The sequence below is a fragment of the Paracoccus solventivorans genome, assembly GCF_900142875.1.
In the GTDB taxonomy this organism is placed as follows: Bacteria; Pseudomonadota; Alphaproteobacteria; order Rhodobacterales; family Rhodobacteraceae; genus Paracoccus; species Paracoccus solventivorans.
In genome coordinates, this window is record NZ_FRCK01000004.1 from 71,493 (window position 1) to 96,005 (window position 24,513).

Annotated in this window: 23 protein-coding genes and 1 tRNA gene; 7 read left to right on the forward strand and 17 right to left on the reverse strand. The window is 68.5% G+C overall.

Features of this window, described 5'->3' with window-relative positions:
- Positions 1–85 precede the first annotated feature (85 nt).
- Entirely contained in the window at positions 86–1,129 is a 1,044-nt protein-coding gene (gene selD / locus BUB57_RS08125; protein WP_073065041.1) for a selenide, water dikinase SelD, read from the reverse strand.
- 201 nt (positions 1,130–1,330) lie between these two features.
- On the opposite strand from selD, the gene fdnG reads away from it, so the two are divergent.
- The 7 genes from fdnG to BUB57_RS08165 all read left to right on the forward strand — a co-directional run bounded on the left by fdnG (position 1,331) and on the right by BUB57_RS08165 (position 10,495).
- Positions 1,331–4,408, forward strand: coding sequence for a formate dehydrogenase-N subunit alpha (fdnG, locus tag BUB57_RS08135; protein WP_143159664.1), 3,078 nt, complete (start codon positions 1,331–1,333; stop codon positions 4,406–4,408).
- Positions 4,405–5,406 carry a formate dehydrogenase subunit beta gene (gene fdxH / locus BUB57_RS08140; RefSeq protein WP_073065050.1) on the forward strand — a complete coding sequence of 334 codons (1,002 nt, stop codon included), beginning with the start codon at positions 4,405–4,407 and terminating at the stop codon, positions 5,404–5,406. The genes fdnG and fdxH overlap by 4 nt, the downstream gene beginning before the upstream one ends.
- Positions 5,406–6,092 (forward strand): formate dehydrogenase subunit gamma, encoded by a 687-nt coding sequence (locus tag BUB57_RS08145; RefSeq protein WP_073065053.1) that lies wholly within the window; start codon positions 5,406–5,408, stop codon positions 6,090–6,092. The genes fdxH and BUB57_RS08145 overlap by 1 nt, the downstream gene beginning before the upstream one ends.
- Positions 6,093–6,131: 39 nt before the next feature.
- Positions 6,132–7,085 carry a formate dehydrogenase accessory protein FdhE gene (gene fdhE / locus BUB57_RS08150; protein ID WP_234952021.1) on the forward strand — a complete coding sequence of 318 codons (954 nt, stop codon included), beginning with the start codon at positions 6,132–6,134 and terminating at the stop codon, positions 7,083–7,085.
- Between the two features lie 10 nt (positions 7,086–7,095).
- Positions 7,096–8,466: an L-seryl-tRNA(Sec) selenium transferase gene (selA, locus tag BUB57_RS08155; RefSeq protein WP_073065060.1), complete on the forward strand. Its 1,371-nt coding sequence runs from the start codon at positions 7,096–7,098 to the stop codon at positions 8,464–8,466.
- Positions 8,463–10,391: a selenocysteine-specific translation elongation factor gene (gene selB / locus BUB57_RS08160; protein ID WP_073065063.1), complete on the forward strand. Its 1,929-nt coding sequence runs from the start codon at positions 8,463–8,465 to the stop codon at positions 10,389–10,391. Before selA ends, selB begins: the two co-directional genes overlap by 4 nt.
- An 8-nt stretch (positions 10,392–10,399) precedes the next feature.
- A tRNA-Sec gene (locus BUB57_RS08165) sits at positions 10,400–10,495 on the forward strand.
- A gap of 69 nt (positions 10,496–10,564) precedes the next feature.
- Here the strand turns inward: BUB57_RS08165 and BUB57_RS16545 are convergent.
- From BUB57_RS16545 to gfa, 16 genes are all read right to left on the reverse strand, one after another.
- Positions 10,565–11,275: a hypothetical protein gene (locus BUB57_RS16545; protein ID WP_143159665.1), complete on the reverse strand. Its 711-nt coding sequence runs from the start codon at positions 11,273–11,275 to the stop codon at positions 10,565–10,567.
- An 89-nt stretch (positions 11,276–11,364) separates the two neighbouring features.
- Positions 11,365–11,946, reverse strand: coding sequence for a hypothetical protein (locus BUB57_RS08175; protein ID WP_084732045.1), 582 nt, complete (start codon positions 11,944–11,946; stop codon positions 11,365–11,367).
- The gene (locus BUB57_RS08180) at positions 11,946–12,758 is read right to left on the reverse strand and encodes an ABC transporter permease (protein WP_073065070.1); all 813 of its coding nucleotides are present in this window, start codon (positions 12,756–12,758) and stop codon (positions 11,946–11,948) included. Before BUB57_RS08180 ends, BUB57_RS08175 begins: the two co-directional genes overlap by 1 nt.
- Positions 12,755–13,480: an ABC transporter ATP-binding protein gene (locus BUB57_RS08185; protein WP_073065073.1), complete on the reverse strand. Its 726-nt coding sequence runs from the start codon at positions 13,478–13,480 to the stop codon at positions 12,755–12,757. The genes BUB57_RS08180 and BUB57_RS08185 overlap by 4 nt, the downstream gene beginning before the upstream one ends.
- A gap of 41 nt (positions 13,481–13,521) precedes the next feature.
- The gene (locus tag BUB57_RS08190) at positions 13,522–14,082 is read right to left on the reverse strand and encodes a cupredoxin domain-containing protein (protein ID WP_073065076.1); all 561 of its coding nucleotides are present in this window, start codon (positions 14,080–14,082) and stop codon (positions 13,522–13,524) included.
- Positions 14,083–14,136: 54 nt separating this feature from the next.
- Positions 14,137–15,099, reverse strand: coding sequence for a YVTN family beta-propeller repeat protein (locus tag BUB57_RS08195; RefSeq protein WP_073065078.1), 963 nt, complete (start codon positions 15,097–15,099; stop codon positions 14,137–14,139).
- Between the two features lie 6 nt (positions 15,100–15,105).
- Positions 15,106–16,314 carry an ABC transporter substrate-binding protein gene (locus BUB57_RS08200; protein ID WP_073065081.1) on the reverse strand — a complete coding sequence of 403 codons (1,209 nt, stop codon included), beginning with the start codon at positions 16,312–16,314 and terminating at the stop codon, positions 15,106–15,108.
- A 161-nt stretch (positions 16,315–16,475) separates the two neighbouring features.
- Positions 16,476–17,024 (reverse strand): rhodanese-like domain-containing protein, encoded by a 549-nt coding sequence (locus tag BUB57_RS08205; RefSeq protein WP_073065084.1) that lies wholly within the window; start codon positions 17,022–17,024, stop codon positions 16,476–16,478.
- Positions 17,021–17,797 carry a substrate-binding domain-containing protein gene (locus BUB57_RS08210; protein ID WP_143159677.1) on the reverse strand — a complete coding sequence of 259 codons (777 nt, stop codon included), beginning with the start codon at positions 17,795–17,797 and terminating at the stop codon, positions 17,021–17,023. Before BUB57_RS08210 ends, BUB57_RS08205 begins: the two co-directional genes overlap by 4 nt.
- 40 nt (positions 17,798–17,837) lie before the next feature.
- Entirely contained in the window at positions 17,838–18,374 is a 537-nt protein-coding gene (locus BUB57_RS08215; protein WP_084732046.1) for a c-type cytochrome, methanol metabolism-related, read from the reverse strand.
- 111 nt (positions 18,375–18,485) lie between these two features.
- Positions 18,486–20,288: a methanol/ethanol family PQQ-dependent dehydrogenase gene (locus BUB57_RS08220; RefSeq protein WP_073065571.1), complete on the reverse strand. Its 1,803-nt coding sequence runs from the start codon at positions 20,286–20,288 to the stop codon at positions 18,486–18,488.
- A gap of 201 nt (positions 20,289–20,489) precedes the next feature.
- The gene (fghA, locus tag BUB57_RS08225) at positions 20,490–21,323 is read right to left on the reverse strand and encodes an S-formylglutathione hydrolase (RefSeq protein WP_073065091.1); all 834 of its coding nucleotides are present in this window, start codon (positions 21,321–21,323) and stop codon (positions 20,490–20,492) included.
- Positions 21,324–21,326: 3 nt separating this feature from the next.
- Complete coding sequence (locus BUB57_RS08230; protein WP_073065094.1) at positions 21,327–21,863, reverse strand: GNAT family N-acetyltransferase; 537 nt, start codon at positions 21,861–21,863, stop codon at positions 21,327–21,329.
- Positions 21,860–22,513 carry an ATP-dependent Clp protease proteolytic subunit gene (locus BUB57_RS08235; protein ID WP_073065097.1) on the reverse strand — a complete coding sequence of 218 codons (654 nt, stop codon included), beginning with the start codon at positions 22,511–22,513 and terminating at the stop codon, positions 21,860–21,862. The genes BUB57_RS08230 and BUB57_RS08235 overlap by 4 nt, the downstream gene beginning before the upstream one ends.
- Before the next feature lie 76 nt (positions 22,514–22,589).
- On the reverse strand, positions 22,590–23,720 hold the full coding sequence (locus BUB57_RS08240; protein WP_073065100.1) for an S-(hydroxymethyl)glutathione dehydrogenase/class III alcohol dehydrogenase: 1,131 nt from the start codon (positions 23,718–23,720) through the stop codon (positions 22,590–22,592).
- A 96-nt stretch (positions 23,721–23,816) separates the two neighbouring features.
- Complete coding sequence (gene gfa / locus BUB57_RS08245; protein WP_073065102.1) at positions 23,817–24,416, reverse strand: S-(hydroxymethyl)glutathione synthase; 600 nt, start codon at positions 24,414–24,416, stop codon at positions 23,817–23,819.
- Between the last annotated feature and the right edge of the window lie 97 nt (positions 24,417–24,513).

A 24,513-nucleotide genomic window follows, 5' to 3' on the forward strand; every position in this document is an offset into this window, starting at 1 on the left:
GAAAAAGCCCCGAGGCCGTGATTCCGGCCTCGGGGCTTCTTTCTGGTTCAAATACCCATGCGGCCGCGCCGTCGGGCGGGACGGTTCAGATGACAGCGATCCCCTGCCCTTCCTCCACCCGGCCGACAACGGCGGACAGCGGATAGCCGGCGTCGTGCAGGCGGCGCAGCCAGCCCTCGGCGGCGTCGGGGGCGACGGCGACCAGCAGCCCGCCCGAGGTCTGCGGATCGCAGAGCAGCGCGCGCTGCCAGTCGGGGCAGGTCTCGGGCAGCGTCACCTCGGCGCCATAGGCGGCCCAGTTGCGGGTCGAGGCGCCGGTAACGTGCCCGGCCTGCGCCAGTTCCTCGGCGCGCGCCAGCAGCGGCAGGGCCGCGCGCTCGATCACCACCCGCACGTCCGAGCCGCGGGCCATTTCCAGCCCGTGCCCGAGGATGCCGAAGCCGGTGACGTCGGTGATGGCGTGGACCGCCGGATCCTCGGCCAGTTCGGGGCCGATGCGGTTCAAAAGCGTGGTCGAGGCGATCATTTCCGCGATCCCGGCATCATCCAGCGCGGATTTCTTGATCGCCGCCGAATAGATGCCGACCCCCAGTCCCTTGGTCAGGATCAGCACGTCGCCCGGCTGCGCATCGGCGTTGCGGCGCAGTTTCGCGGGATCGACCAGCCCGATTACCGCCAGCCCGTAGATCGGTTCCGGGGAATCGATGGAATGGCCGCCCGCGACCGGGATCCCGGCCTCGGCGCAGATGGCGCGGCCGCCTTCGAGGATCTCGCGGATCATCTCGGCGGGCAGCTTGTCGATCGGCATCCCCAGGATCGCCAGCGCCATGATCGGGCGCCCGCCCATTGCGTAGATGTCGGAAATCGCGTTGGTGGCGGCGATGCGGCCGAAGGCGTGGGGGTCGTCCACCATCGGCATGAAGAAATCGGTGGTCGCGATCACCGCGGTCTTGTCGTCCACCTGCCAGACCGCGGCGTCGTCCGAGGTCTCGGTCCCGACCAGCAGCTGCGGGAACATCTGCCCGACCGGCTGCCCGGCCAGCAGCTCGCGCAGCACCGCCGGGGCCAGCTTGCAGCCGCAGCCGCCGCCGTGGGACAGCTGGGACAGTCGGATCCGGGGGGCGGTCATGGCAGGTTCTCCGTTGCGGTCTCCCGGATATCGCGGCGGCAGCGGCGCAGAGTCAAGAAGCCCGCCCGGGCGGTGTCCGGGCCGCGCAACTCCCGTAAAGCGATATGTCCCCGTTGCAATATCGCGCTATCGTTGACTTGTAGGCGATTCCGCCTGACACTGATCCCACCTATCTTCGTTTGACAGGCACAGGAGGATCGAATGAACATCGACCTCTCACGCCGCGGCTTCCTGAAGCTTGCGGGTGCGGGAGTCGCGGCGACATCGCTGGGGGCCATGGGCTTCGGCGGTGCAGAGGCAGCGGAACTGGCGCATGTGCGCGCCTTCAAGCTGACCCAGACGACCGAGACCCGCAACACCTGCCCCTATTGCTCCGTCGCCTGCGGCGTCATCATCTATGGCCGCGCCGACGAGGCAGGCAAGCGTCGCGTGGTCCATATCGAGGGCGACGCCGACCATCCGGTGAACCGCGGCACGTTGTGCCCCAAGGGCTCGGCGCTGAAGGATTTCGTCAACGCCGAGACGCGGCTGACCGAGCCGATGATCCGCCGCGCCGGTTCCGACCGTTTCGAGCCGATTTCCTGGGACGAGGCGCTGGACAAGATCGCCCGCGCGCTCAAGGACGACCGCGACGCCAACCTGCTGGCCGCGAACGAGGCCGGGGTGCCGGTCAACCGCTGGTCCACCGCCGGTTTCCTGGCCGCGTCGGCCACCACCAATGAAACGGCTTGGCTGACCTACAAGGTGGTCCGGTCGATGGGTATTGTAGGTTTCGACAACCAGGCGCGCGTCTGACACGGCCCCACGGTGTCCAGTTTGGGCCCGACATTTGGCCGTGGAGCGATGACCAACTCCTGGACCGACATCAAGAATACCGACCTCGTGATCGTCATGGGCGGCAATGCTGCCGAAGCGCACCCGTGCGGCTTCAAATGGGTGACCGAGGCGAAACACCATCGCGGCGCCAAGCTGATCGTCGTGGACCCCAGGTTCACGCGCACGGCCAGCGTGTCCGATTACTATGCCCCGATCCGCCCCGGCACGGACATCACCTTCCTGATGGGGATGATCCGGTGGATGATCGAGAACGACAAGGTGCAATGGTCCTACGTCAAGGCCTTCACCAACGCCTCGTTCCTGGTCAAGGAAGAGTTCGGCTGGTCCGACGGGCTGTTCACCGGCTATGACGAGGAAAAGCGCGACTACGACCGGTCGAGCTGGGAATACCAGCTGGGCGAGGATGGTTTTGCGCTGACCGACCCGACGCTTCAGCATCCGCGCTGCGTCTGGAACCTGCTGAAAGCGCATGTCGACGCCTATACGCCCGAGATGGTCGAGCGGGTCTGCGGCACGCCGAAGGAACGTTTCCTGAAGATCGCCGAGATGATCGGGGAATGTTCGTCGCCGACCAAGACCATGACCTCGATGTATGCGCTGGGGTGGACGCAGCACTCCAAGGGGTCGCAGAACATCCGCGGCATGGCGATGCTGCAGCTGATCCTGGGCAATATCGGGGTTCCCGGTGGGGGCATGAACGCGCTGCGCGGGCATTCCAACATCCAGGGCCTGACCGACATCGGGCTGATGTCGAACCTGATCCCGGGCTATCTGAACATCCCGACGGAAAAGGAACCCGACTGGGAAACCTACATGAAGTCGCGGCAGTTCAAGCCGCTGCTTCCCGGCCAGACCAGCTATTGGCAGAACTACTCCAAGTTCATGGTTTCGTTCCAGAAATCCATGTGGGGTGACGCGGCCACGGCGGAAAACGACTGGGCCTACCACTATCTGCCCAAGCTGGACGTGCCCGCCTATGACATGCTGCGCATGTTCGAGCTGATGGATCAGGGCAAGGTGAACCTGTATTTCTGTCAGGGCTTCAACCCGCTGCTGGCGCTGTCCAACCGCGGCAAGAACACCTCGGCGCTGTCCAAGCTCAAGCTGCTGGTGGTCATGGACCCGCTGCAGACCGAGACCGCGCGGTTCTGGGAAAACCACGGCGCCTTCAACGACGTGGACCCTTCCGCGATCCAGACCGAGGTGATCGAGCTGCCGACCTCGTGCTTTGCCGAGGACGAGGGCGCGCTGGTCAACTCGGGCCGCTGGCTGCAGTGGCACTGGGCGGCAGCCGAGCCGCCGGGTCAGGCGAAGCACGACACCTGGATCATGGCGCAGATCTTCCTGCGGGTGCGCGAGCTTTACGCGGCCGAGGGGGGCGCCTTCCCCGACCCGATCCTGAACCTGACCTGGCCCTATGCCGATCCCTCGACGCCGATGCCCGACGAGCTGGCGCGCGAGATGAATGGCACCGCGCTGGCGGACGTGACCGACCCTGCCGACCCGACCAAGGTGCTGACCGCGGCCGGCAAGCAGGTGAAGTCCTTTGCCGAGCTGCGCGACGACGGCTCGACCGCCTGCGGCTGCTGGATCTATTCCGGCTGCTTCAACGAGGACGGCAACAACATGGCGCGGCGGGACAACTCCGACCCCTCGGGGCTGGGCGTCCATTCCAACTGGGCGTGGAGCTGGCCGCTGAACCGGCGGACGCTCTACAACCGCGCCTCGGCCGATCTCGACGGCAAGCCGTGGGATCCCGAACGGGCGCTGCTCAGCTGGAACGGCGAACGCTGGGAAGGCTTCGATGTCCCCGACATCGCGCCCACCGCCAAGCCGGGCGAGGTGATGCCGTTCATCATGAACCCCGAAGGCGTGTCGCGCCTGTTCAGTCGGGGCATGATGCGCGACGGCCCGTTCCCCACGCATATGGAGCCGTTCGAATCCCCGGTGCAGAACGTCTTCAACGACCGGATGCGCGGGAACCCGGTGGCGCGGATGTTCGAAAGCGATGCGGCGACGCTGGGCACCTCGGACGAGTTCCCCTTTGTCGCCACCAGCTATCGCCTGACCGAGCATTTCCACTACTGGACCAAGCACAACAAGGTGAACGCGGCGATGCAGCCCGAGTTCTTCGTCGAGATCAGCGAAGAGCTGGCCGCCGAAAAGGGCATCCAGCGCGGCGGCAAGGTGCGGGTCTGGTCCAAGCGGGGCGAGGTCTGGGCCAAGGCTCTGGTCACCAAGCGGATCAAGCCGCTGACCTGCGACGGCAAGACCGTCCATGTCGTCGGCATCCCGCTGCACTGGGGCTTTGTCGGGGCGGCGAAAAAGGGCTGGGGGCCGAACAGCCTGACGCCCGCCGTCGGTGACGCCAATATCGAGACGCCGGAGTTCAAGGCGTTCCTGGTCAACATCGAACCCGCAACAGGGGAGGCTTTGGCATGACGATGGCTCCCGATCTCGACAGCCCCCGCACCGCGGTGGCGAACCCGCCGGTGCAGCCGATGGAAAGCAACCTCGGCCAGGGGGACGTGGTGCGTTCCTCGGCCGGGGGGCCGGTCGCGGAAAATCCCCGCGACCTGACCGACGTGGCCAAGCTGATCGACGTCAGTAAATGCATCGGCTGCAAGGCGTGCCAGACCGCCTGCGTGGAATGGAACGACACGCATCCGGAAATCGGGATCAACGTGGGGATCTATGAAAACCCCCTCGACCTGACCCCGGAAATGTACACGCTGATGCGGTTCACCGAATACGACAACCCGGACACCGGCGATTTCGAGTGGCTGATTCGCAAGGACGGCTGCATGCATTGCGTCGATCCGGGCTGTCTCAAGGCCTGCCCGGCGCCCGGCGCCATCGTGCAGTATTCCAACGGCATCGTTGATTTCATCAGCGAGAACTGCATCGGCTGCGGCTACTGCATCTCGGGCTGTCCCTTCGACATCCCGCGGCTGAGCCCGACCCAGCATGTCGTCAAGAAATGCACGCTGTGTTCGGACCGGGTGGCGGTGGGGCAGGGTCCGGCCTGCGCCAAGGCCTGCCCGACCCAGGCGATCACCTTCGGCACCAAGGACGACATGACCGCCCTTGCCGCCGAGCGGATCGAGGACCTGAAGTCGCGCGGCTACGACAACGCCGGGCTTTACGACCCGCAGGGCGTCGGCGGCACCCATGTGATGTATGTGCTGCATCACGCGGACAAGCCCTCGCTTTACAGCGGCCTGCCCGACGACCCCAAGATCTCGGACGTGGTCGAGGGGTGGAAGGGCCCGACCAAGCCGGTCGGTATCGCCGCCGTGGGGTTGGCCGCCGTCGGCGCCGCCGCGATGGCGCTGTTCACCCGCAGCCGCGTAACCCCGCAGGACGAGGCCGAGGCCACCGAGCTGGTGCAGGAAGAGATGCGCGGTTCCGGCCAGCCTGACGACAGGGGGACCGTGTGATGACGCAGCGTGAATATTCGGAAAGCACCGACCGCATCGTCCAGACCCAGCCGGTGGTGGTGAAGCGCTACATCACCTTCACCCGGGTCAACCACTGGTTCACCGCGCTGTGCTTCATCGTGCTGATGCTGTCGGGGTTCGCACTGTTCCACCCGGCGCTGTTCGGGCTGACCGCCCTGTTCGGCGGCGGGCAGAATGCGCGCTGGCTGCATCCCTTCGTCGGCGTCGCGCTTTCGATCAGCTTTCTGGGGATGTTCCTGCAACTGGCGCATCTGAACATCCTGCGGCGCGAGGATCTGGTCTGGACCCGGCACATCGGCGACGTGGTGTCGGGGAACGAGGAACGTCTGCCGGAACTGGGCAAGTACAACTTTGGCCAGAAGCTGGTGTTCTGGGGGATGTTCTGGCTGATCCTGGTGCTGCTGATTTCCGGGGTGGCGATGTGGATCCAGTATTTCCCGGAACTGGTGTCGATCGAAACCCGGCGCATCGCGATCCTGGTGCACTCGATCGCGGCGGTGCTGATCGTGCTGGTGTTCATCCTGCACATCTTCGCCGCCTTCTGGACGCAGGGCACCATCAGCGCCATGACCCGCGGCACCGTGACCGGCGGCTGGTCCTGGCGCCACCACCGGAAATGGCTGCGGGAACTGGCTAGACGGCAGCGGACGAAGCCGGCAGAGTAACCCTGTCCCGTGGCCGGTCCGGCCCAGATAGGAGCGATGATGCCCAATACGAGCCAACCCCAGCCCGACATGATCGGCGGCGTCCCCACGCCGCCGCTCGCCATTTTGCCCAGGCCCTCGCGGCTGTTTTCCCGGCGCGCCGAGCGCTTCGCCCATCTGGCTGCGGCCTCGGCCAATCTTGCCCCCTATCTGGAGTTTCTGGCCGCGCTGTCCCGGGTGCAGGCGCGGCTGGCGGACGAACTGCCCGCCCCCGAAGCGCCCGATGCGGACCGCGTGGCGCTGGCGCGCGCCAGCCGGATGCCGCCGCTGGACCGGCAGGCGCTGGTGGACGATCCCGCCACCCTCGCGGCGCTGGATGCGCTGATCGCAGGCGCGGGCGCGATCGAGATGCCGGCACAGGCGCGGCTGGCGCTGGACGCCCTGCGCGCCGCGACGCCCGAGGACCGGCGCTGGCTGCTGTCGAACATCATGGACGACGTGATCCCCTCGGACAGCGCCGCGCCGCATCTGTTCGTGGCCGCGGCGGTTCAGGTCCACATGGCGCAGCTTGCCGCCACGCTGGACGCCGAACAGCTGGTCGCGATCCGCACCGGGGTCTGCCCCGCCTGCGGCGGCAAACCGGCCAGCTCGCTCATTACCGGGGTGATGGGGGCCGAGGGCACGCGCTATGCCGCCTGCGGCTGCTGCCAGACCCTGTGGAACGAGGTGCGGGTGAAGTGCCTCTCCTGCGGCTCGACCAAGGGGATTTCCTTCCAGTCGGTCGAGGACGGCCTGGCCGCCGGCGACGCGGACAAGGACGCGCAGGACAAGGGCACACAGGTCAAGGCCGAGTGCTGCGACGAATGCGGCGCCTGGGTCAAGCAGCTGGCCCAAAGCCGCAACCCGGCGCTGGACTCCATCGCCGACGACGTGGCGAGCCTGGGGCTGGACGCGCTGATGCAGGGCGGCAAGTGGCGCCGGGCCGGGTTCGACCCGTTCCTGATCGGCTACTGACGGTTATCCGATGGACGGGTTGCGCGCCCTGCCCTCGGTCGACCGGCTGCTGTCGCTGCCGCAGGCCGCCGGGCTGATCGACCGCCACGGCCGCCGCGCCGCCACCGACGCAATGCGCGCGGCGCTGGACGATGCGCGGGCGGAACTGCGCGCCGCGGGGGGCGCGGCACCTGACGGCGCCGCGATTGCGTCCCGCGCCGCCGCCGCGCTGGACGCCGCCGCCCAAAGCGCGCTGCGCCCGGTGCTGAACCTGACCGGCACCGTCCTGCACACCAACCTGGGCCGCGCCCTGTTGGCCGAGGCCGCTGTCGAGGCGGCAGCCGCCGCCATGCGCGCCCCCGCGGCGCTGGAATACGACCTCGCCAGCGGCCGGCGCGGCGAACGCGACGCGCTGGTCGCACCCCTGATCTGCGAGCTGACCGGGGCCGAGGCCGCCACCGTCGTCAACAACAACGCCGCCGCGGTGCTGCTGGTGCTGAACACGCTGGCCGAGGGGCGCGAGGCCATCGTCTCGCGCGGCGAGCTGGTCGAGATCGGCGGCGCCTTCCGCATCCCCGACGTGATGCGCCGCGCCGGCGTGCGGCTGGTCGAGGTCGGCACCACCAACCGCACCCACCCCCGCGACTATCGCGATGCGATCACCCCGGACACCGGGCTGCTGATGAAGGTGCATCCCTCGAACTACCGCATCGACGGCTTCACTGCCTCGGTTCCTGCGCCCGCAGTCGCGGCGATGGCGCGGGACGCGGGGGTGGCGATGCTGAACGACCTCGGCTCGGGGACGCTGGTCGACCTGACCCGCTGGGGGCTGCCGGCGGAACCCACCGTGCGGCAGGCGGTGGCCGAGGGCGCGGATATCGTGACGTTTTCCGGCGACAAGCTGCTGGGCGGGCCGCAGGCGGGGTTCATCGTCGGCCGCGCCGATCTGATCGCGCGGATCAACCGCAACCCGCTGAAACGGGCGCTGCGGCTGGACAAGGTCCGGCTGGCCGCGATCGAGGCGACGCTGCGGCTGTACCGCGACCCCGACCGGCTGGCCGAGCGCCTGCCGACGCTGCGGATGCTGACCCGCCCGCGCGACGACATCGCCGCACAGGCGCAGCGGCTGCTGGCGCCGGTGGCGGCAATGCTGCCGGACTACCGCGTGCAGGTGGTCGAGTGCAGCAGCCAGATCGGCTCAGGCGCGCTGCCGGTCGAGGCGCTGCCCTCGGCCGCGCTGGCCTTCAGCGGTGATACCGGCGACGCCCCGGAGCTGCTGGCGGCACGGCTGCGCGCCCTGCCCCTGCCGGTGATCGGGCGGATCAGCGACGGCGCGCTGCTGCTGGACCTGCGCTGCCTGCCCGACGACGGCGCGCTGCTGGGGGCACTGGCTGCCCGATGATCGTCGGCACCGCGGGGCATATCGACCACGGCAAGACCGCGCTGGTGCGGGCGCTGACCGGCACCGACGCCGACCGGCTGGCCGAGGAAAAATCCCGCGGCATCACCATCGAGCTGGGTTTCGCCTATGCCGATCTGGGGGACGGCACGGACGGGGGGGACGTCACCGGCTTTGTGGATGTGCCGGGGCATGAACGCTTCGTCCACACCATGCTGGCGGGCGCGGGCGGCATCGACCTGGCGCTGCTGGTGGTGGCGGCCGACGACGGGGTGATGCCGCAAACGCGCGAGCATCTGGCAATCCTCGACCTGCTGGGCGTGCATCGCGGCATCGTGGCGTTGAGCAAGGCAGATCTGGCCGACGACGAACGGCGCGCGGACGTAACGGCGCAGATTGCCGCCACGCTGGACGGCACCGGGCTGGCGGGGGCGCCGGTGCTGCCGGTATCCTCGGTCACCGGCGAAGGGATCGAGGCGCTGCGCCGGGCGCTGGCGCAGGCAGCGGCGGCCACCGCGGCAAGGGCGCTCGACCGCCGCTTCCGGCTCAGCGTGGACCGCAGCTTTGCGCTGAAGGGCAGCGGCACGGTGGTGACCGGGACGGTGCTGTCGGGGCAGGTCTCGGTCGGCGATACCATCACCGTTTCGCCCCGCGGGCTGGCGGCGCGGGTGCGCGCGATCCATGCGCAGAACCGGCCGGTGCAGACCGGCATCGCCGGCCAGCGCTGCGCCCTGAACCTTGCCGGCGACGGGGTGGCGCGCGACGCCATCCACCGCGGCGACATGGTGCTGGACCCGGCGCTGCACGCGCCCAGCGACCGCATCGATGCCACGCTGCGGGTGCTGGGGTCCGAGCCGCACCCGATCGGCACCTGGTTTCCCGCCCGCCTGCACAGCGGCGCGGCCGAGGTCGGCGCCCGCATCGTGCCGCTGGCCGAGGCGCTGATGCCGGGGGCCGAGGGTCTGGTGCAGCTGGTGCTGGACGCGCCGCTCGCCGCCTCGGTCGGGGACCGCTATATCCTGCGGGACGTCTCGGCCCGGCGCACCATCGGCGGGGGGGTGTTCCTTGACCTGCGCGCACCCGCCCGCCGCCGCCGCACGCCGGAACGGATGCTGCAACTCGACGCCGCAACGCAGCCAGAGCCCGAACAGGCGCTGCGGGGAATGCTGGCAGCGCCGCCGTTTCTGGCCGATCTGGATGCCTTCATCCGCGACCGCGCGCTGGGGCCCGAGGCCGCGGCGCGGCTGGCGGCTGCGGCGGTGGTGCTTCAATCCGGTGCCACCCAGGTGGCGCTGTCGGCGGCGACCCATCGCGGGCTGGTCGCGGGAATGCTGGATGCGCTGGCGCGGTTCCACGAGGACGCGCCCGAGATGCAGGGGCCGGGCCGCGAAAAGCTGCGGCTGGGGCTGACCCCGCGCCTGCCGAAAGAGGCGTTTGCCGCGCTGCTGGCCGAACGCATCGCGGCGGGCGAGATCGTGGCCGAGGGCGCCTTTCTGCGTCTGCCCAGCCATATCGTGCGCCTGTCCGAGGATGACGAGGCGCTTTATGCCCGCATCCTGCCGGAACTGTCGGGCGAGCTGCGGTTCCGCCCGCCGCGGGTGCGCGACATGGCCACCGCCTGGGACATCCCCGAAGAGGACGTGCGCCGGGTGCTGCGCATGGCGGCGCGGCAGGGGCGCGTGGACCAGATCCGCCGCGATCATTTCTACCTGCGCACCACCACCGCCGAGATGGTGGGGATCATCGCCGCGGTCCAGCAGGACGCGCCCGACGGCTGGGTGACCGCCGCCGCCTTTCGCGACCGGATAGAGACCGGGCGCAAGCTGGCCATCGAGATCCTCGATTTCTATGATAGGCAGGGAGTGACCTTGCGCCGCGGCGATCTGCGGCGCATCAATCCGCATCGGGCCGATCTTTACGGCAGCTGACGGGTTACGGAGGAGAATCGTCCCCGGTGGGGCGGCCGGACTTCAAATCCGGTTGGGGCAGCGCGCCTGTCCCGGGTGGGTTCGACTCCCATTCTCCTCCGCCAGTTCGGGCGAGGCGGGGGCGCTGCCCCCGCGCCCCCGGGGTATTTTCACCAAAAAGAAGCAGCCAGCGCCTAGCCCTCGAGATCCAGCCCGCGCGAGGTCGGGGGCTGCCAGGTGCGCGATTCCGGCACCGCGCCCGAGGGGTTGGTGCCGATGGTCGAGCCGCCGACGCCGCCGGTCCAGCCCGAAGACCCGGCGCTGCCCGGCGAGGTGCCGTCGCCCGCGCCCTCTTGCCCGGCCTGCTGGTCGGGCGGGGTCGCGGCGGTGGCGACGCTGTCGGGGTCGGCCGCATCCGCCGCGCCGCCGGTTTCCAGCGACTGCGACGAGGGAGGCTCGGGCGCGTCGCCGGTGGTGGCCGCAGGGGCGGGGGCGGCGCTGGCGCGCGCTGCCTCGGGCGAGATGGTGGCCTGTTCTGGTTCGGTCGGCACCCCGTCGACGGTGGGGGTCGGCTGGGGTTCCGGCTCGGCCACCGGGGCCGCGGCCGGGGTCGGAGCGGGGGCGCTGTAGTCGGGGGGCACGGCGCGGGCCGCGATGGGCGCCGGGATCAGCGGATCGTCGACCGGCACCGGGGTGAAGCTTGGGGGCTGCGGTGCCGGGGTTTCGGGCGTGGCGGCCGGTGTTGTGGCCGCGGCGGGGGCCGGGACGACCGGAACGGTGGCATCGCCGGCGGCCGGGGGCGTTGTCGCCTGCGCGTCAGGCAGGGGTGCCGCAGTCTGCGCCAGCGCCGGGCCGGCGGCAAGCAGGGCGGTCAGCAGAAGGATCGGGGCGTGTCGCTGGGTCATCTTTCCGGCTTCCATCTGGCGGGGGTTGCGTCAGGCAACCAACCCGCCGCCGGCGGCAGCGGTTCCCCCCTTTTCCGGGTGCGCGCCCGTCAGGGCAGCTGTGCGGCGATGGCGCGGCCCAGCGCGAACAGCCGCTGTTCCAGAAGCACGGGCGATTCGCAGACATAGGTCAGGCTGTGCTGACGGTCGGTAAACACCCGCATGTCGATGTCGAGCGCGCGTTCCTCGGCGTCGATGGCGTCGAAATCGGGGGAATCGGCGGCCTCGAGCTCGGCCATGCGGCGGCGGCGGGTCTCGACCTGCTCGGCCAGCGCCACCTGCGCGTGGCCATAGCGCGAGATCCCCTGGATGATGGTGGCGCGCTGCGTGTCGATGCGGTGGAACACCGCCTGCATCAGCAGCGCCAGCCCCTCGGCGTCGGTGGTGGCGGCGAAAGCCGCAATCTCGGCCTCGGCCTCGTCCAGGGTCATGCGGCGCTGGACCAGCCGCTCGGCCAGCGCGGCGGTTTCCGCGGGGATCGCCGCGCCGTCCGGCGGGGTCGGGCCGGTCCAGGCCTGCCCCAGCGACAGCCGCGGCTGCAGGCGCTGGATGCAGGGCCAGTCCGCCGTGGGCGTGGCCGCCTGTGCCGCGACCGGCACCAGCAGCGCCGCTGCCAGAACAAGATAGCGCATCATCCCCCCTTTCGCCGGATCCCCAGCCCTCGGCCCGGGTCGTACATCAGCACCGCACCCCCGAAGAACAGCACCAGGCAGCCCAGCACCACCCCAAGGGACAGCCAGTTCACCTGAAGGTAAAGGGCAAAGCGGATCAACTCGACCGAATGGGTGAAGGGGTTCAGCGCGCAGATGTCGTGCAGCAGCACCGAGGATTCCCGCATCCGCCACAGCGGATAAAGCGCCGACGAGGCGAAGAACATCGGGAAGATCACGAAGTTCATCACCCCCGCAAAGTTTTCCAGCTGCCGGATCGCCGAGGACAGGAACAGCCCCATCGCCCCCAGCATCAGCCCCGACAGCAGCAGCGCCGGCAGCACCGCCAGAAAGCCGGCAAGCGGCGGATGGATGCCCCAGAACCACGCGATCAGCAGGAAGGTATAGACCTGGATGATCGAGACGATCACCCCCGCCACCAGCTTGGACGCCAGCAGGAACCAGCGCGGATAGGGGCTGACCAGCAGGGTCCGCATCGCCCCGGTCTCGCGGTCATAGACCATCGACAGCGACGACTGCATCCCGTTGAACAGCTGGATCATCGCGCACAGCCCGGGGGTGACGTAGACCTCGTACAGCACATAGGTCTGATAGGGCGCGGTGATCGACAGCCCCAGCACGGCGCGGAAACCCGCGGCAAAGATGAACAGCCACACCAGCGGCCGCACCAGCGCCGCCAGAAAGCGGCCGCGCTGGTTGACGAAGCGCAGCGTCTCGCGCCTCGAGATGCCGGCGAAGGCGACCCACCAGCCGGTCATGCCCCCGGCGCTCATGCCGGCACTCCGGTCAGGTCGAGAAAGGCGCGGGTCAGGTCGCCATCCCCTGCCGCGTCCTGCGCAAGCCCGGCGAACAGCACCCGGCCGCGGTGCAGGATCACCAGCCGGTCCGAGGGCGCGATCTCGTCCAGGATATGGGTGGCCCACAGCGCCGAGACCCCCTGTTCCGCGATCAGCCGCCGGGTCAGGGCCAGCACCTCGGCCCGGGATTTCACGTCCAGCCCCACGGTGGCCTCGTCCAGCAGCAGCAGCTCGGGGCGGTGGATCAGGGCGCGGGAAATCTCGGCCCGGCGCACCTGCCCGCCCGACAGCGCCGAGACCTTGGCGCCCGCCTTGTCGGCCAGATCGACCTGGGCCAGCACCTCGGCCACCCGGGCGCGGGCTTTGCTGCGGGGAATGCCATGCAGGGCGGCGTGATACATCAGGTTCTGCTGCACAGTCAGGTCGGCATCCAGCGCCCGGGACTGGAACACCACCCCCAGCCGCCGCAGCGCCGGGCCGGGGTCGCGGCGCAGGTCATGGCCCGCGACCTCGATCACGCCCGAGCGGTTGGCGTAAAGCCGCGTGATCAGGTTGAACAGCGTGGTCTTGCCCGCCCCGTTCACGCCCAAAAGCGCGGTGAAGCTGCCGCGGGGCACGGTCAGCGACACGTCGTCCAGCGCGCGAAAGGCGCCGAAACTGTGGCTGACATTCTGGACGGAAAGCGCGGGCGTGGTCATGGGGGGGCAGTGAGGGGGCGGAACCCCGCCCCCGTCAAGCCTCAGCGGATGTTGAACACCGCCTGCTGGGATTCGCCGCTCGATCCCGGGATCGACAGCGTGTAGCGGCCCGGCATGATGGCGATGAAGCTGATCTCGGCCTCGCCCGCGTCGTCGAACTCGATCGAGTGCACGCCCAGCGGCCGGATCTCGATGTCGTTGATGACCACCTCGTTGATCCAGACCGCGCGGAAGAAGTCGCCGCCCGACAGCGCCAGCTCCTGCGTGCCGTCCGAGACGATCTTGACCCGGTAGAACCCGCCAGATTGCAGGGAATATTCGGCCTCGGCCACCGGCTTGCCCGAGGACAGCGTCATCGGCGCCAGATCCTCGCGGTTCGAGCGGGCCATGATCCCCGAGGGGCCGAAGTCGTGGTGCTGGACCGTGCTGGCCGCGGCCGCCGGGGCATCGTCGTCGTCGTCGTCATCATCCTCGCCGGCCGCATCCGCGGCGGGGGCGGCCTGGGCGGCGGCATCATCCGCGGGGGCGTCCGTCGCGGTCTGGGCCTGCGCCGGCGCCCCGATCAGCGCCGCCAGCATCGCAGCGATCAACAGCCTGGTCATGTCTCTCTCCCTTTTCTCTTGCGTGTTCCGGGTCGGTCCGGCGGTGGCCGGGCCTTATTGGGGGGCGACGACGACGCCCCAGGGCTGCTGCCCGACGGGGATCGACTTCAGCGCGGTATTGGTGGCCACGTCGATCACGGTGACGTCGTTCGAGTTGCCGTTGGTGGTGTAGAGATGCTTCTGGTCGGGGGTGAAGGCCAGCTGCCAGACCCGCTGCCCGACCAGGATGTAATCCGTCACCTCGAGCGTTTCGCCGTCGATCACCGCTACGCGGTTCGCCGGGCCCAGCGCCACGAACACCTTTTTGCCGTCGGCGGTCACCCGCACCCCCACTGGCTGGATCGCCTCGGGCAGGACGCCGGGGATGTCGAAGTCGATCACCTTGGTGATCTCCTGCGTGGCCGGGTCGATAACGGTGACGGTGCCGCCGATCTCGGCGCTGACGAACAGCTTGCTGCCGTCGTCGCTGAACTGGGCAAAGCGCGGGCGGCTGTCCACCAGCACGTTGGCGGTGATCTGGAAGGTCTCGGCGTCGATGAAATGCGCCATGTTGGTGGTTTCCGAGGTGTTGATCACCACCTTGCCGTCGGGGCTGACCCCCATCCCCTCGGGTTCCACCCCGACCGGGATCTCGGCCAGCATCTTGTGGGTCTGGGTGTCGACCACGGTGACCAGGTTGTCGTCCTCGTTGGCGATGTAGAGGGGATTGCCCGAGGGGTGCAGCACGAACAGCTCGGGGTCGGGGCCGGACGGCAGGGTGTGCAGTTCCTGCATGGTCTCGGGGTCGAAGACCCGGACCAGATCGTCGTCCGAGGCGCAGACATACAGTTCCTTGCCGTCGGGGCTGATGGTGATGCCGCGCGGGCGGTTGCCGACCGGATAGGTCCCCAGCACCTCGAAGGTGTCGCCGTCGATCACCGTGACGTCGTTGCCCTTTTCGTTGGACACATAGACCTTGGCGGCCAGCGCGGGGGTGGCGGCGGTGGTCAGCAGCAGGATGGCGAGTGCGTGTTTCATCGTTCCTCAGAACTTGCAGGCGCTTTCGGGGCGGTCGATGCCCAGCGTATCCAGCGCGGTGACTTGGTGCAGATACTGGTCCTGCGGGCTGACGCTGGTGGTCACCAGCCCGGTGGTCAGCAGGATCGGCTGGCGCAGCTGGTGGTCCCAGTCGCGCAGCGTCAGCTTTTGTCCCTTGAAGCCCGCCACCTGGAAATCCTCGGACAGCATGAATTGCTTCAGCGTGTCGGGGTCGGCGGATCTGGTCTGGGTGGCGGCCTCGCCCACCATCCGCAGCGCGACCCAGGCCTGGTAATCCTCTTCGCGGATCGGGCGCACGTTCAGCTTTTCAAAGCGGTTCTGGAACTGGGTGGCGCCCCAGGCCTCGAGCGCCGGGTGCCAGCTGCGCGGCACCAGCCCGGCCGAGCCGGCCACCAGCCGCGCATCCCAGGTGTGATAGGGCATCCAGTCGGCAAACACCCCGTGTTCGTCGGCGGTGACCATGATGTCGTAATCGGGGGCGCGCTGGGTGAACACCGGCAGCTGCTGCTGGACCTGGACATGACCCGAATCGGTGCGGCGGGCGCCGCCGGTATCCTCGAACACCCGTTCCTCGACGATCTGGGCGCCGAACTTGGCGGCGGCGCGGCGATAGGCGTCGGCCAGGGCGATATCCTCGGGGTGGCTGCCGTGGACCAGAAGCCAGCGCGGCCAGCGTTTCCACATCAGGAACTGCGCCAGCCCGTCGGCCAGCATGGCGTGGCTGGGAGCGGTGTGGATGAGATTGGCGCGGCAATCCGCCCCGCGCAGCGCATCGCCCCGCGCGGCGGCGTTGAAGATCAGCGCCCGGTCGCCGGCCTGGTCGGCCAGCGCCAGCGTCGTCGCCTCGTCCGCCAGCAGCACGACAAAACGGATGTCCTGCCCGAGGATGGCGTCCAGCTCGGCCGAGGCGGTTTCCGGGGTGGCGGTGACCTCGACCGCCTCGAAATCCTGGCCCATGAAGCGGCCGGTGGTGTCGTTGTCCTCGATCGCCAGCCGCGCCCCGGCAAAGCCCAGATCCTCGGGCGCGACCTCGAGCCGAGAGATCGGCGGCAGCGCCGGCTTGTCCACCCGCAGCACCGCGGCGCGGACCAGCTGCGGCGCCTCGGCGCCCGGGGCGGCGGGGGCCTGGGCGGCGGCGGGCAGCGCCCCGGCAGTCAGGCACGACACCAGCGAAACTGTGACGATCGAGCGCATCGGGTCCTCCTCCGCCGACCAGTGTCGGGGGCCGCAACCCTTTGTGCAAGCCGCGAAAACTTCCCCGCGGAATGCCGGTTTTGCCTGCCACCTTTGGGCTATGAGGCGGTGGGGCTGGGATATTTGAAGCAAGATGAAAGACGATCGGCGCCGCGCCAGTGTCAATCGGCGGTCGCATTCAGTTCAGGGGTGGTCGATTGCAGCGGACGTCCGGCCTGCTGCCAGGCGTCGGTGCCGCCGGGGAACCAGCCGACGCGGGAATGGCCGCGCAGGATGGCGCGGCGCGCGGCGTTCCAGCTCATCCAGCAGTCGGCCTTGCAGAAGAACACCAGCGGCGCGCTGCGATCCCCGCCGGTCAGCCGGTCCAGCGCGGCGTAGAAGGCCGATTCGAGCGGCGGCGCCAGCCAGTCATAGCCGGTGTCGGGCAGCCACACCGCGCCGGGTATGGTTTCGTGCCCGGGGACGCGCCACAGCGTGCCCGCGGGCAGCCCCTCGGGGCGGCGGATCTGCGGCAGCACGTCGATCAGCACCGCGCCCTCGGCCTGCCAGCGCGCGGTGGCCGCGGCGTCCAGCACGCTGCCGCCGGTCAGCCGGTCCGGGACCGGGGCGTTATAAGGCGCGCCGCGGAACCCCGGCGGCTCGGCCGGCGCGTCGGCATGGGTGGGGGCGGCGACCAGCAGCAGGGCCAGCGTCGCCGCCCGCCGGATCATTCCTTCAGCGCCTTGCCGTAATCGTCGACCAGCGGCACGCCGGCATCGCGCAGGATGGCGTCGATATCGTCCTGGTTGCGGCGGATGAAGCTGTTCAACTGCCGCTTCCATTCCTGGTCGCTGGGCCGCACCCCCATGGTGATGCGATAGTAAAGCCGCGGCCCGCCCTCTTCCTTGAGCAGCGGGGTGAATTGCAGCTGGGGGTCGTCCTTGATCAGCGGCCCGGCCAGCGGACCCCACAGCACCGCCGCGTCCAGCGTGCCGTCGCGGATGCCCTGCAGCATGTCGCCGACCGGGTTTTCCACCCGGCGGTCCACGAACAGGTCCCAGCCGCGCATGTCCTTGGCCAGCCCCGCCCGCGCCATATGCGTCGCCGGCGGCGTCCCCGCCACCACGCCGAGGTTGCGGCCCCTCAGCGCGGGGTCGGTCAGGTGATCCACCGCCGCCAGATCCCCGTCCCTGCGGGTCACGATCCCATAGACCGAGGTGTAGTAATGGTTGGTGTTCTGCACCAGCTCGTCGCCCTGGGCATAGCCGATCATCACGTCGCAATTGCCGTCGAGCAGCGTCTTGCGCACGAAGCCCATGCCCTGCGGGAACCAGAAATACTGCAGGGGCAGCTCCAGCCGCTGGGCCAGCAGCTCGGCGATGCGGTTCTCGAACCCCGAGCCGTCCTGCGCCGACAGCGGCAGCGCCGCGGGGTCCGAACACACCCGCAGCGCCGAGGTCGAGCGCAGGTCGGCGACCTGCGCCCCCGCCCCGGTGGCGATCATCGTGGCCGCGGCGGCCAGCAGGGCTGCCAGCGGGCGCAACTCAGCCCTCCATGCAGGAGGCTTCCTGCGCGGCGAATTCATCGGACTTGGCCTCTTTCTCGGCCGGGCGGCCGCGCGGGATGGCGCCGGTGCCGCGGGCCAGCAGATACACGTAGATGTCGTCGATATAGCACCAGGCGTTGCGGTTGGTGCCGAAGGCCGGCATCACCAGATTCGCCGCGGTGTTGACGTCCTGCTTGCCCGAGGCCGCGATCTCCATGAACTCCCAGTAATCCATCTTCTTGGTCACGCTGTCCTTGAGCGCGGGGGCGTAGGTCGAGCCCTCGCCGTCAGGCCCGTGGCAGACGTGGCATTCCGAATGATAGCGACGGTACCCCGAGAACGTCGCGTAATCCACCACGCCGTTCTCGACCTTGAAGGTCGGCAGCCCCTCGGCGTTGTACCAGCGGCCGTTTTCCATGTGGTCGGGCTCCAGGTCCAGTTCGATCCCCTGCGCCGCGACTCCGGTCGCCGCTGCGACCGTCAGGCCCAGCGCCAGGACGCCGCCGACGGTCCGCATGGTGTTTATTCCGATCATCTTGCCTCTCTCTCCCCATAAGGCTGGTCTGCAGGACAGCTTCGCCCCGAGGTTACCCCCGGGGCGGCTGTCGTATAGTCACACCTTGGTCGTGTTTCGGCCGGTCCGGCCTCAGCCCGGCAGTTCGAACACCGTCAGCTGCCCGCCCAGCGCCGTATAGTCGGCCAGCGCCGCATAGCCGCCGACCGCGCCCAGACCTTCGGTCGAGCCGGTCAGCCCGGCGGCAAGCCCGATCCCGGCCCAGCCGCCGACCCCGGACAGCACGCCGATATACTGCTTGTCGTTGTGCATGTAGGTCATGACGTTGCCGATGATCCCCGAGGGGGTCTTGAAGCGATAGAGCTCCTTGCCGCTTTCGGCGTCGACGGCCTTGAGATAGCCCTCGAGCGTGCCATAGAACACCACGTCGCCCGCCGTGGCCAGCGCACCGGACCACACCGAGAACTGTTCGGGGTTCGACCACAGGATCTCGCCCTTGATGTTGTCCCAGGCGATGAAGTTGCCCATGCCGCCGTGGCTGTCCGGGGCCGGGAACATCGACAGCGTGGCACCGACATAGGGCTGGCCGGCGGTATAGGCGACGCGGAACGGTTCATAGTCCATGCAGACGTGGTTGGTCGGCACATAGAACACGTTGGTCTTGGGCGAATAGGCCGCCGGCTGCATGTCCTTGGTGCCCAGCGCCGCCGGGCAGACGCCGGTGGTGTTCTCGTCCTCGCCGTTCTGCTCGGTCGAGTACTGGGCGACGACCTGCGGACGGCCGTACTGGTCGCTTTCGGGGTCCATGACGACCTCGGTGGCCCAGTTCACCGCCGGGTCGAACTTTTCGGCCACCAGCAGCTCGCCGGTTTCGCGGTCGAGCGTATAGGCAAAGCCGTTGCGGTCGAAATGGGTCAGCAGCTTGCGCATCTGGCCGTCGACTTCCTGGTCGGTCAGGATGTTCTCGTTGACGCCGTCATAGTCCCATTCGTCGTGCGGCGTCATCTGATAGAACCACTTGGCCATGCCGGTGTCGACATCGCGGGCCATGATGGTCATCGACCACTTGTTGTCGCCCGGGCGCTGCGCCGCGTTCCAGGTCGAGGGGTTGCCGGTGCCATAGTAGAACAGGTTCAGGTCCGGATCATACGAGAACCAGCCCCAGATCGGGCCGCCGCCGATCTTCCACTGGTCGCCTTCCCAGCTGTTGAGCGAGCTGTCGGCGCCGATCGGCTTGCCCAGATGGGTGGTGGTTTCCGGGTCGACCAGCAGTTCCTCGTCCGGGCCGGTGGACCAGGCCTTCCACGCGACCGAGCCGTCGGCCAGGTTCAGCGCCGTCACCCGGCCGCGCACCCCGTATTCGCCGCCCGAGATCCCGACCATCAGCTTGTCCTTGACCGGCATGGTGGCCATGGTCAGGGTTTCGCCGATCGCGGGGTCGCCGATCTTGGTCGACCATTTCACCTCGCCGCTTTTCGCATCCAGCGCCACGACGGTGGTGTCGGCCTGCGACAGGAGGATCATGCCGTCGGCATAGGCCAGGCCGCGATTGACGGTATCGCAGCACATCACCGCGATCACGCTGGGATCCTGCACCGGCTCATACCGCCAGATGATGCGGCCATTGTCGTTGAGGTCGAGGGCGAAGACGTTGTTGGGGAAGGGCGTGTGGACATACATCACGTCGCCGATCACCAGCGGCGCGCCTTCGTGCCCGCGCAGCACCCCGGTCGAGAAGGTCCAGGCGACGCGCAGGTCGCCGACGTTGTCGCGATTGATCTGGTCCAGCTGGGAATAGCGGGTGTTGGCGTAGTCCATCGTGGGCAGCGCCATCTGCGCCGGATTGGCGATCGCCTCGTGCACGCTGTCATTGGCCAGAAGGGCCGAGCTGGACAGCAAGAGCGCCACGGTGGCGCCGGTCAGCGTCAACTTCATCATATCCTCCCCCATTTCGCCCGGCACGGATGATGGTGCGGGCATCGGAGGACAGGTTTCGCCGGGCCGGAGCTTTCGTCAACGTTGGTATGCCGAACCTAGCCGGAAAGTCTTAGCAATTCCTGCAACCCGGCGGGAAATTTCGGCAATGCCCCAAACGCATCCCGCCGGGCAGGCCGCCCCGGTCAGGGGCGGCGGTGGTCAGGCCAGCCGCTCGGCGTGCCAGAACACATGGTTGCCGATGAAGCTGTTGACGAAGAAATAGCTGTGGTCGTAGCCCGGCTGCATGCGGAACCAGCCCGGCTGGCGGCGCGCCATCATCGCCTGTGCCAGGGTTTCCGGCTTGAGCAGGTCGAGGAACTGGTCGCTGGCGCCCTGGTCGATCAGCACCTCGCCGGGGTAGCCGCGCTCGACCATCAGCAGGGTGGAATCATGGGGGGCCCAGGTGGCGCGATCCTCGCCCAGATAGGCTGTCAGCTGCTTGCGGCCCCAGTCCGAATCGCTGGGATTGGCGATCGGGGCAAAGGCCGAGACGCTGCGGTAGCGGTCGGGGTGGGTCATGGCGATGGTCAGCGCCCCGTGGCCGCCCATGGAATGGCCGGTGATGCCCTGCGCCTGCGCATCCAGCGGGAAGTTGTCGCAGACCAGTGCCGGAAGTTCCTCGACTACATAATCCCACATGCGGAAATGCGGCGCCCAGGGGTTCCGGGTGGCGTTGACATAGAACCCGGCGCCCTGTCCCAGGTCATAGGCGTCGTCATTCGCCACCCCTTCGCCGCGGGGCGAGGTGTCGGGGAACACCAGCGCGATCCCGGCCTCGGCCGCGAATTGCTGGGCGCCGGCCTTGGTCATGGCGTTTTCATGGGTGCAGGTCAGCCCCGACAGATACCACAGCACCGGCACCTTACCCGCCTGCGCATCCGGCGGCAGATACACGGCAAAGGTCATGTCGGTGCCGGTGGCCTGCGACTTGTGGCGATAGACGCCCTGAATGCCCCCGAAGCTGCGGTTTTCCGAGACGGTTTCCAGCGTCATCGCCTAATCCCCTTTCGTCAGATCGTGATACATCACCAGCGCGTCCACATGGCCGAGCCGCGGGTGATCAAAGGCACCGGGCAGGCGGCCGACAACCTCGAACCCGGCCTTCTGCCACGAATGGACGGCATCTTCGTTCGTAGCGACGACAAAGTTGAACTGCATGGCCCGGAACCCCTGCGCGCGCGCCCAGGCCTTGGCGTGGGCCACCATTGCGGCGGCGATGCCGCGGCCGCGGGCGTCGGGGTGGGTCACGAAGCCCGCATTCGCCACATGGGCGCCGCCGCCGGGGCGGTTGCGGCCGATATGGCTGCTGCCGAGCACCCGCCCGTCCAGCTCGGCCACGAACACCGAAAACGGGACGGCGAACCAGTCCGCCAGCGCATCGTCGCGCGAGATGTCGCGGGGGATGCAATAGGTCTCCCCGGCCCGGTAGACGGGTTCGAGGATCGCCCAGATCGCCTCGTGGTCGGCGGCCGTGGCGGGGCGGACCGCCACCGCCGCCGGCCGCGGCTTGGCCCCGGCCGCTGCGAGGGTCATTTCAGCTCGTCGACGCTGCGGATGACCTTGCCCAGCAGGCCGTAGTCCAGCGCCTCTTGCGTGTTCAGCCAGAAATCGCGCTGGGTGTCCTTCTCGATCCGCTCGACGCTTTGGCCGGTGGCGTCGGCGAAGATCTGGTTCAGCCGGTCGCGCATCAGCCGCACCTGCTCCGCCTGGATCATCATGTCGGACGAGGTGCCGCCGATCCCGCCCGAGGGCTGGTGGATCAGGAAGCGGGTGTTGGGCAGGCAGAAGCGGTTTTCCCGCTCGGCCCCGACGAAGATCAGCGCCCCGGCCGAGGCCACCCAGCCCGAGCCGATGGTGCGCACCGCGGGGCGGATGAACTTGATCACGTCGTGGATCATGTCGCCCGATTCGACATGGCCGCCGGGGGACGAGATCAGCATGTTGATCGGCTTGTCGCTGTCCTCGGCCAGCGCCAGCAGATGCGAGACGGTGCGCTGCGCCAGCTTGTCGTTGATGGTGCCGGCGACGATCACCGTGCGCGAACGGAAATACAGCCGGTCGATCGAGGGGCTTTGCGGCAGGCCCAGATCCTCGCCCTGCTGCCGGTCCTCGCGCCGCTCATCCTCGTCGTCGTCGTCGTCATCGTCGTCATTCAGGCTGTGGGGCGGAAACGGGCGCAGCATGGGTCATCCTTTCAGCGTTGCGGCGGGACACCCGGAACGGGCCCCGCCGCAGTCTTACCTAAGCAACCGTTGAGGATCAGTAAATGACGACCGAGCGGATGGATTCGCCCGCGTTCATCAGATCGAAGCCCTTGTTGATGTCATCCAGCGGCATGGTGTGGGTAATCATCGGGTCGATCTCGATCTTGCCGTCCATGTACCAGTCGACGATCTTCGGCACATCGGTGCGGCCGCGGGCGCCGCCGAAGGCCGTGCCCTTCCACACCCGACCGGTGACCAGCTGGAACGGGCGGGTGCTGATTTCCGCCCCCGCCGGCGCCACGCCGATGATGATCGACTGGCCCCAGCCGCGATGGGTGCATTCCAGCGCGTCGCGCATCACCTTGACGTTGCCGGTGGCGTCGAAGCTGTAGTCGGCGCCGCCGATCTGGTCGAAGGGGGTCTTCGTCATCTCGACGATTTCCTGCACGACCGGGCGCTCGATTTCCTTGGGGTTGATGAAATGGGTCATGCCGAAGCGCTCGGCCATTTCCTTTTTATCGTTGTTCAGGTCGACGCCGATGATCATGTCGGCGCCGGCCAGCCGCAGCCCCTGGATCACGTTCAGCCCGATCCCGCCCAGCCCGAACACCACCGCCTTGGCACCGATTTCCACCTTGGCGGTGTTGATCACCGCGCCGATGCCGGTGGTGACGCCGCAGCCGATGTAGCAGATCTTGTCGAAGGGCGCGTCCTCGCGCACCTTGGCGACCGCGATTTCCGGCAGCACGGTGTAGTTCGAGAAGGTCGAGCAACCCATGTAGTGGTGGATCGGGGTGCCGTCGAGCATCGTGAACCGGGTGGTGCCGTCGGGCATCAGCCCCTGGCCTTGGGTGGCGCGGATCGCGGTGCAGAGGTTGGTCTTGCCCGACAGGCAGGAGGCGCACTGCCGGCATTCGGGGGTGTAAAGCGGGATCACGTGGTCGCCCGGCTTGACGCTGGTGACGCCGGGGCCGACCTCGACCACCACGCCCGCGCCTTCATGGCCCAGGATCGAGGGGAAGATCCCCTCGGGGTCGGCGCCGGAGAGGGTGAATTCGTCGGTGTGGCAGATGCCGGTGGCCTTGATCTCGACCATCACCTCGCCGGCCTTGGGGCCTTCGAGGTTGACCTCCATGATCTCGAGCGGTTTGCCGGCTTCCAGCGCGACGGCGGCACGGGTTCTCATGGTCTTCTCCTTGGATTGCGGCCGTCTGGCCCGTCATGGATGCCGAAAAGGGCCGGACGGTGGCCGGCCCCCGAAGGCGGTCTTGCGTGGGCAGGCTTACACGTCAAGCGTGTTGAACTTGCCGGATTTCTTGGCGACATGGGTCGCGATGGCGTCCATTAGCGGCGGCGACAGCGCGTCATAGGGTTCCAGCCCCAGTTCGCGCAGCCGGCCGCGGATGGCGTCCATGCGGTCGGGATTCACCCCGGCCTCGATCACCGAGGACACGAAGGCCGCGAACTCGGGCGGCGACCAGCCGGTTTCGTCCGACAGCTCGGTGTGGACGAAATCCAGCCCGTAGAACGGATGCTCGGTATTCTCGATGCGCCCGTACATATGGGCGCCGCAGCCGTTGCAGGCGTGGCGCTGGATCGGGGCGTCGCGGTTCACCACCGCCAGCTTGTGGCCGTTGCTGGTGACCTCGACCGCATCGCGGCTGACGACGGCGACCTGGCTGAACGCCACCCCCTGCGGCTTCCAGCACTTGGTGCAGCCGCAGACGTGGTTATGCGCGGTCTGGGCGCTGATGCGGACCTCGACCGGATCGCTGGAACACAGGCAGCGCAGGGTGCCGCCGGCGAAGCCGGGACTGGCCTGCGCCGTCACCCCCTGGTCGACGGCGGGGTGTATTCTGGGGACTGCGGTGTCTGCTGGCATGGTCCGTCCTCCGCTTGCACGATGGAGGAAGGTTAGACCGGGGCCGGCGGGGATCAAGTCGGATGAAGGTTGTATCCCGGGCCCGGGGGCCGGGCCC

Bases quoted from the DNA above. Each gene is read 5' to 3' on its own strand.
- selB (WP_073065063.1), top strand. From the start codon at position 8,463: ATGATCGTCGGCACCGCGGGGCATATCGACCACGGCAAGACCGCGCTG.
- gfa (WP_073065102.1), bottom strand. From the start codon at position 24,416: ATGCCAGCAGACACCGCAGTCCCCAGAATACACCCCGCCGTCGACCAG.
- BUB57_RS08180 (WP_073065070.1), bottom strand. From the start codon at position 12,758: ATGAGCGCCGGGGGCATGACCGGCTGGTGGGTCGCCTTCGCCGGCATC.
- BUB57_RS08220 (WP_073065571.1), bottom strand. From the start codon at position 20,288: ATGAAGTTGACGCTGACCGGCGCCACCGTGGCGCTCTTGCTGTCCAGC.
- BUB57_RS08190 (WP_073065076.1), bottom strand. From the start codon at position 14,082: ATGACCAGGCTGTTGATCGCTGCGATGCTGGCGGCGCTGATCGGGGCG.
- fdhE (WP_234952021.1), top strand. From the start codon at position 6,132: ATGCCCAATACGAGCCAACCCCAGCCCGACATGATCGGCGGCGTCCCC.
- BUB57_RS08235 (WP_073065097.1), bottom strand. From the start codon at position 22,513: ATGCTGCGCCCGTTTCCGCCCCACAGCCTGAATGACGACGATGACGAC.
- BUB57_RS08145 (WP_073065053.1), top strand. From the start codon at position 5,406: ATGACGCAGCGTGAATATTCGGAAAGCACCGACCGCATCGTCCAGACC.
- selD (WP_073065041.1), bottom strand. From the start codon at position 1,129: ATGACCGCCCCCCGGATCCGACTGTCCCAGCTGTCCCACGGCGGCGGC.
- selA (WP_073065060.1), top strand. From the start codon at position 7,096: ATGGACGGGTTGCGCGCCCTGCCCTCGGTCGACCGGCTGCTGTCGCTG.
- BUB57_RS16545 (WP_143159665.1), bottom strand. From the start codon at position 11,275: ATGACCCAGCGACACGCCCCGATCCTTCTGCTGACCGCCCTGCTTGCC.
- BUB57_RS08210 (WP_143159677.1), bottom strand. From the start codon at position 17,797: ATGATCGCCACCGGGGCGGGGGCGCAGGTCGCCGACCTGCGCTCGACC.
- BUB57_RS08205 (WP_073065084.1), bottom strand. From the start codon at position 17,024: ATGATCCGGCGGGCGGCGACGCTGGCCCTGCTGCTGGTCGCCGCCCCC.
- BUB57_RS08240 (WP_073065100.1), bottom strand. From the start codon at position 23,720: ATGAGAACCCGTGCCGCCGTCGCGCTGGAAGCCGGCAAACCGCTCGAG.
- BUB57_RS08195 (WP_073065078.1), bottom strand. From the start codon at position 15,099: ATGAAACACGCACTCGCCATCCTGCTGCTGACCACCGCCGCCACCCCC.
- fdxH (WP_073065050.1), top strand. From the start codon at position 4,405: ATGACGATGGCTCCCGATCTCGACAGCCCCCGCACCGCGGTGGCGAAC.
- fghA (WP_073065091.1), bottom strand. From the start codon at position 21,323: ATGACGCTGGAAACCGTCTCGGAAAACCGCAGCTTCGGGGGCATTCAG.
- BUB57_RS08200 (WP_073065081.1), bottom strand. From the start codon at position 16,314: ATGCGCTCGATCGTCACAGTTTCGCTGGTGTCGTGCCTGACTGCCGGG.
- BUB57_RS08230 (WP_073065094.1), bottom strand. From the start codon at position 21,863: ATGACCCTCGCAGCGGCCGGGGCCAAGCCGCGGCCGGCGGCGGTGGCG.
- BUB57_RS08185 (WP_073065073.1), bottom strand. From the start codon at position 13,480: ATGACCACGCCCGCGCTTTCCGTCCAGAATGTCAGCCACAGTTTCGGC.
- BUB57_RS08215 (WP_084732046.1), bottom strand. From the start codon at position 18,374: ATGATCGGAATAAACACCATGCGGACCGTCGGCGGCGTCCTGGCGCTG.
- BUB57_RS08175 (WP_084732045.1), bottom strand. From the start codon at position 11,946: ATGCGCTATCTTGTTCTGGCAGCGGCGCTGCTGGTGCCGGTCGCGGCA.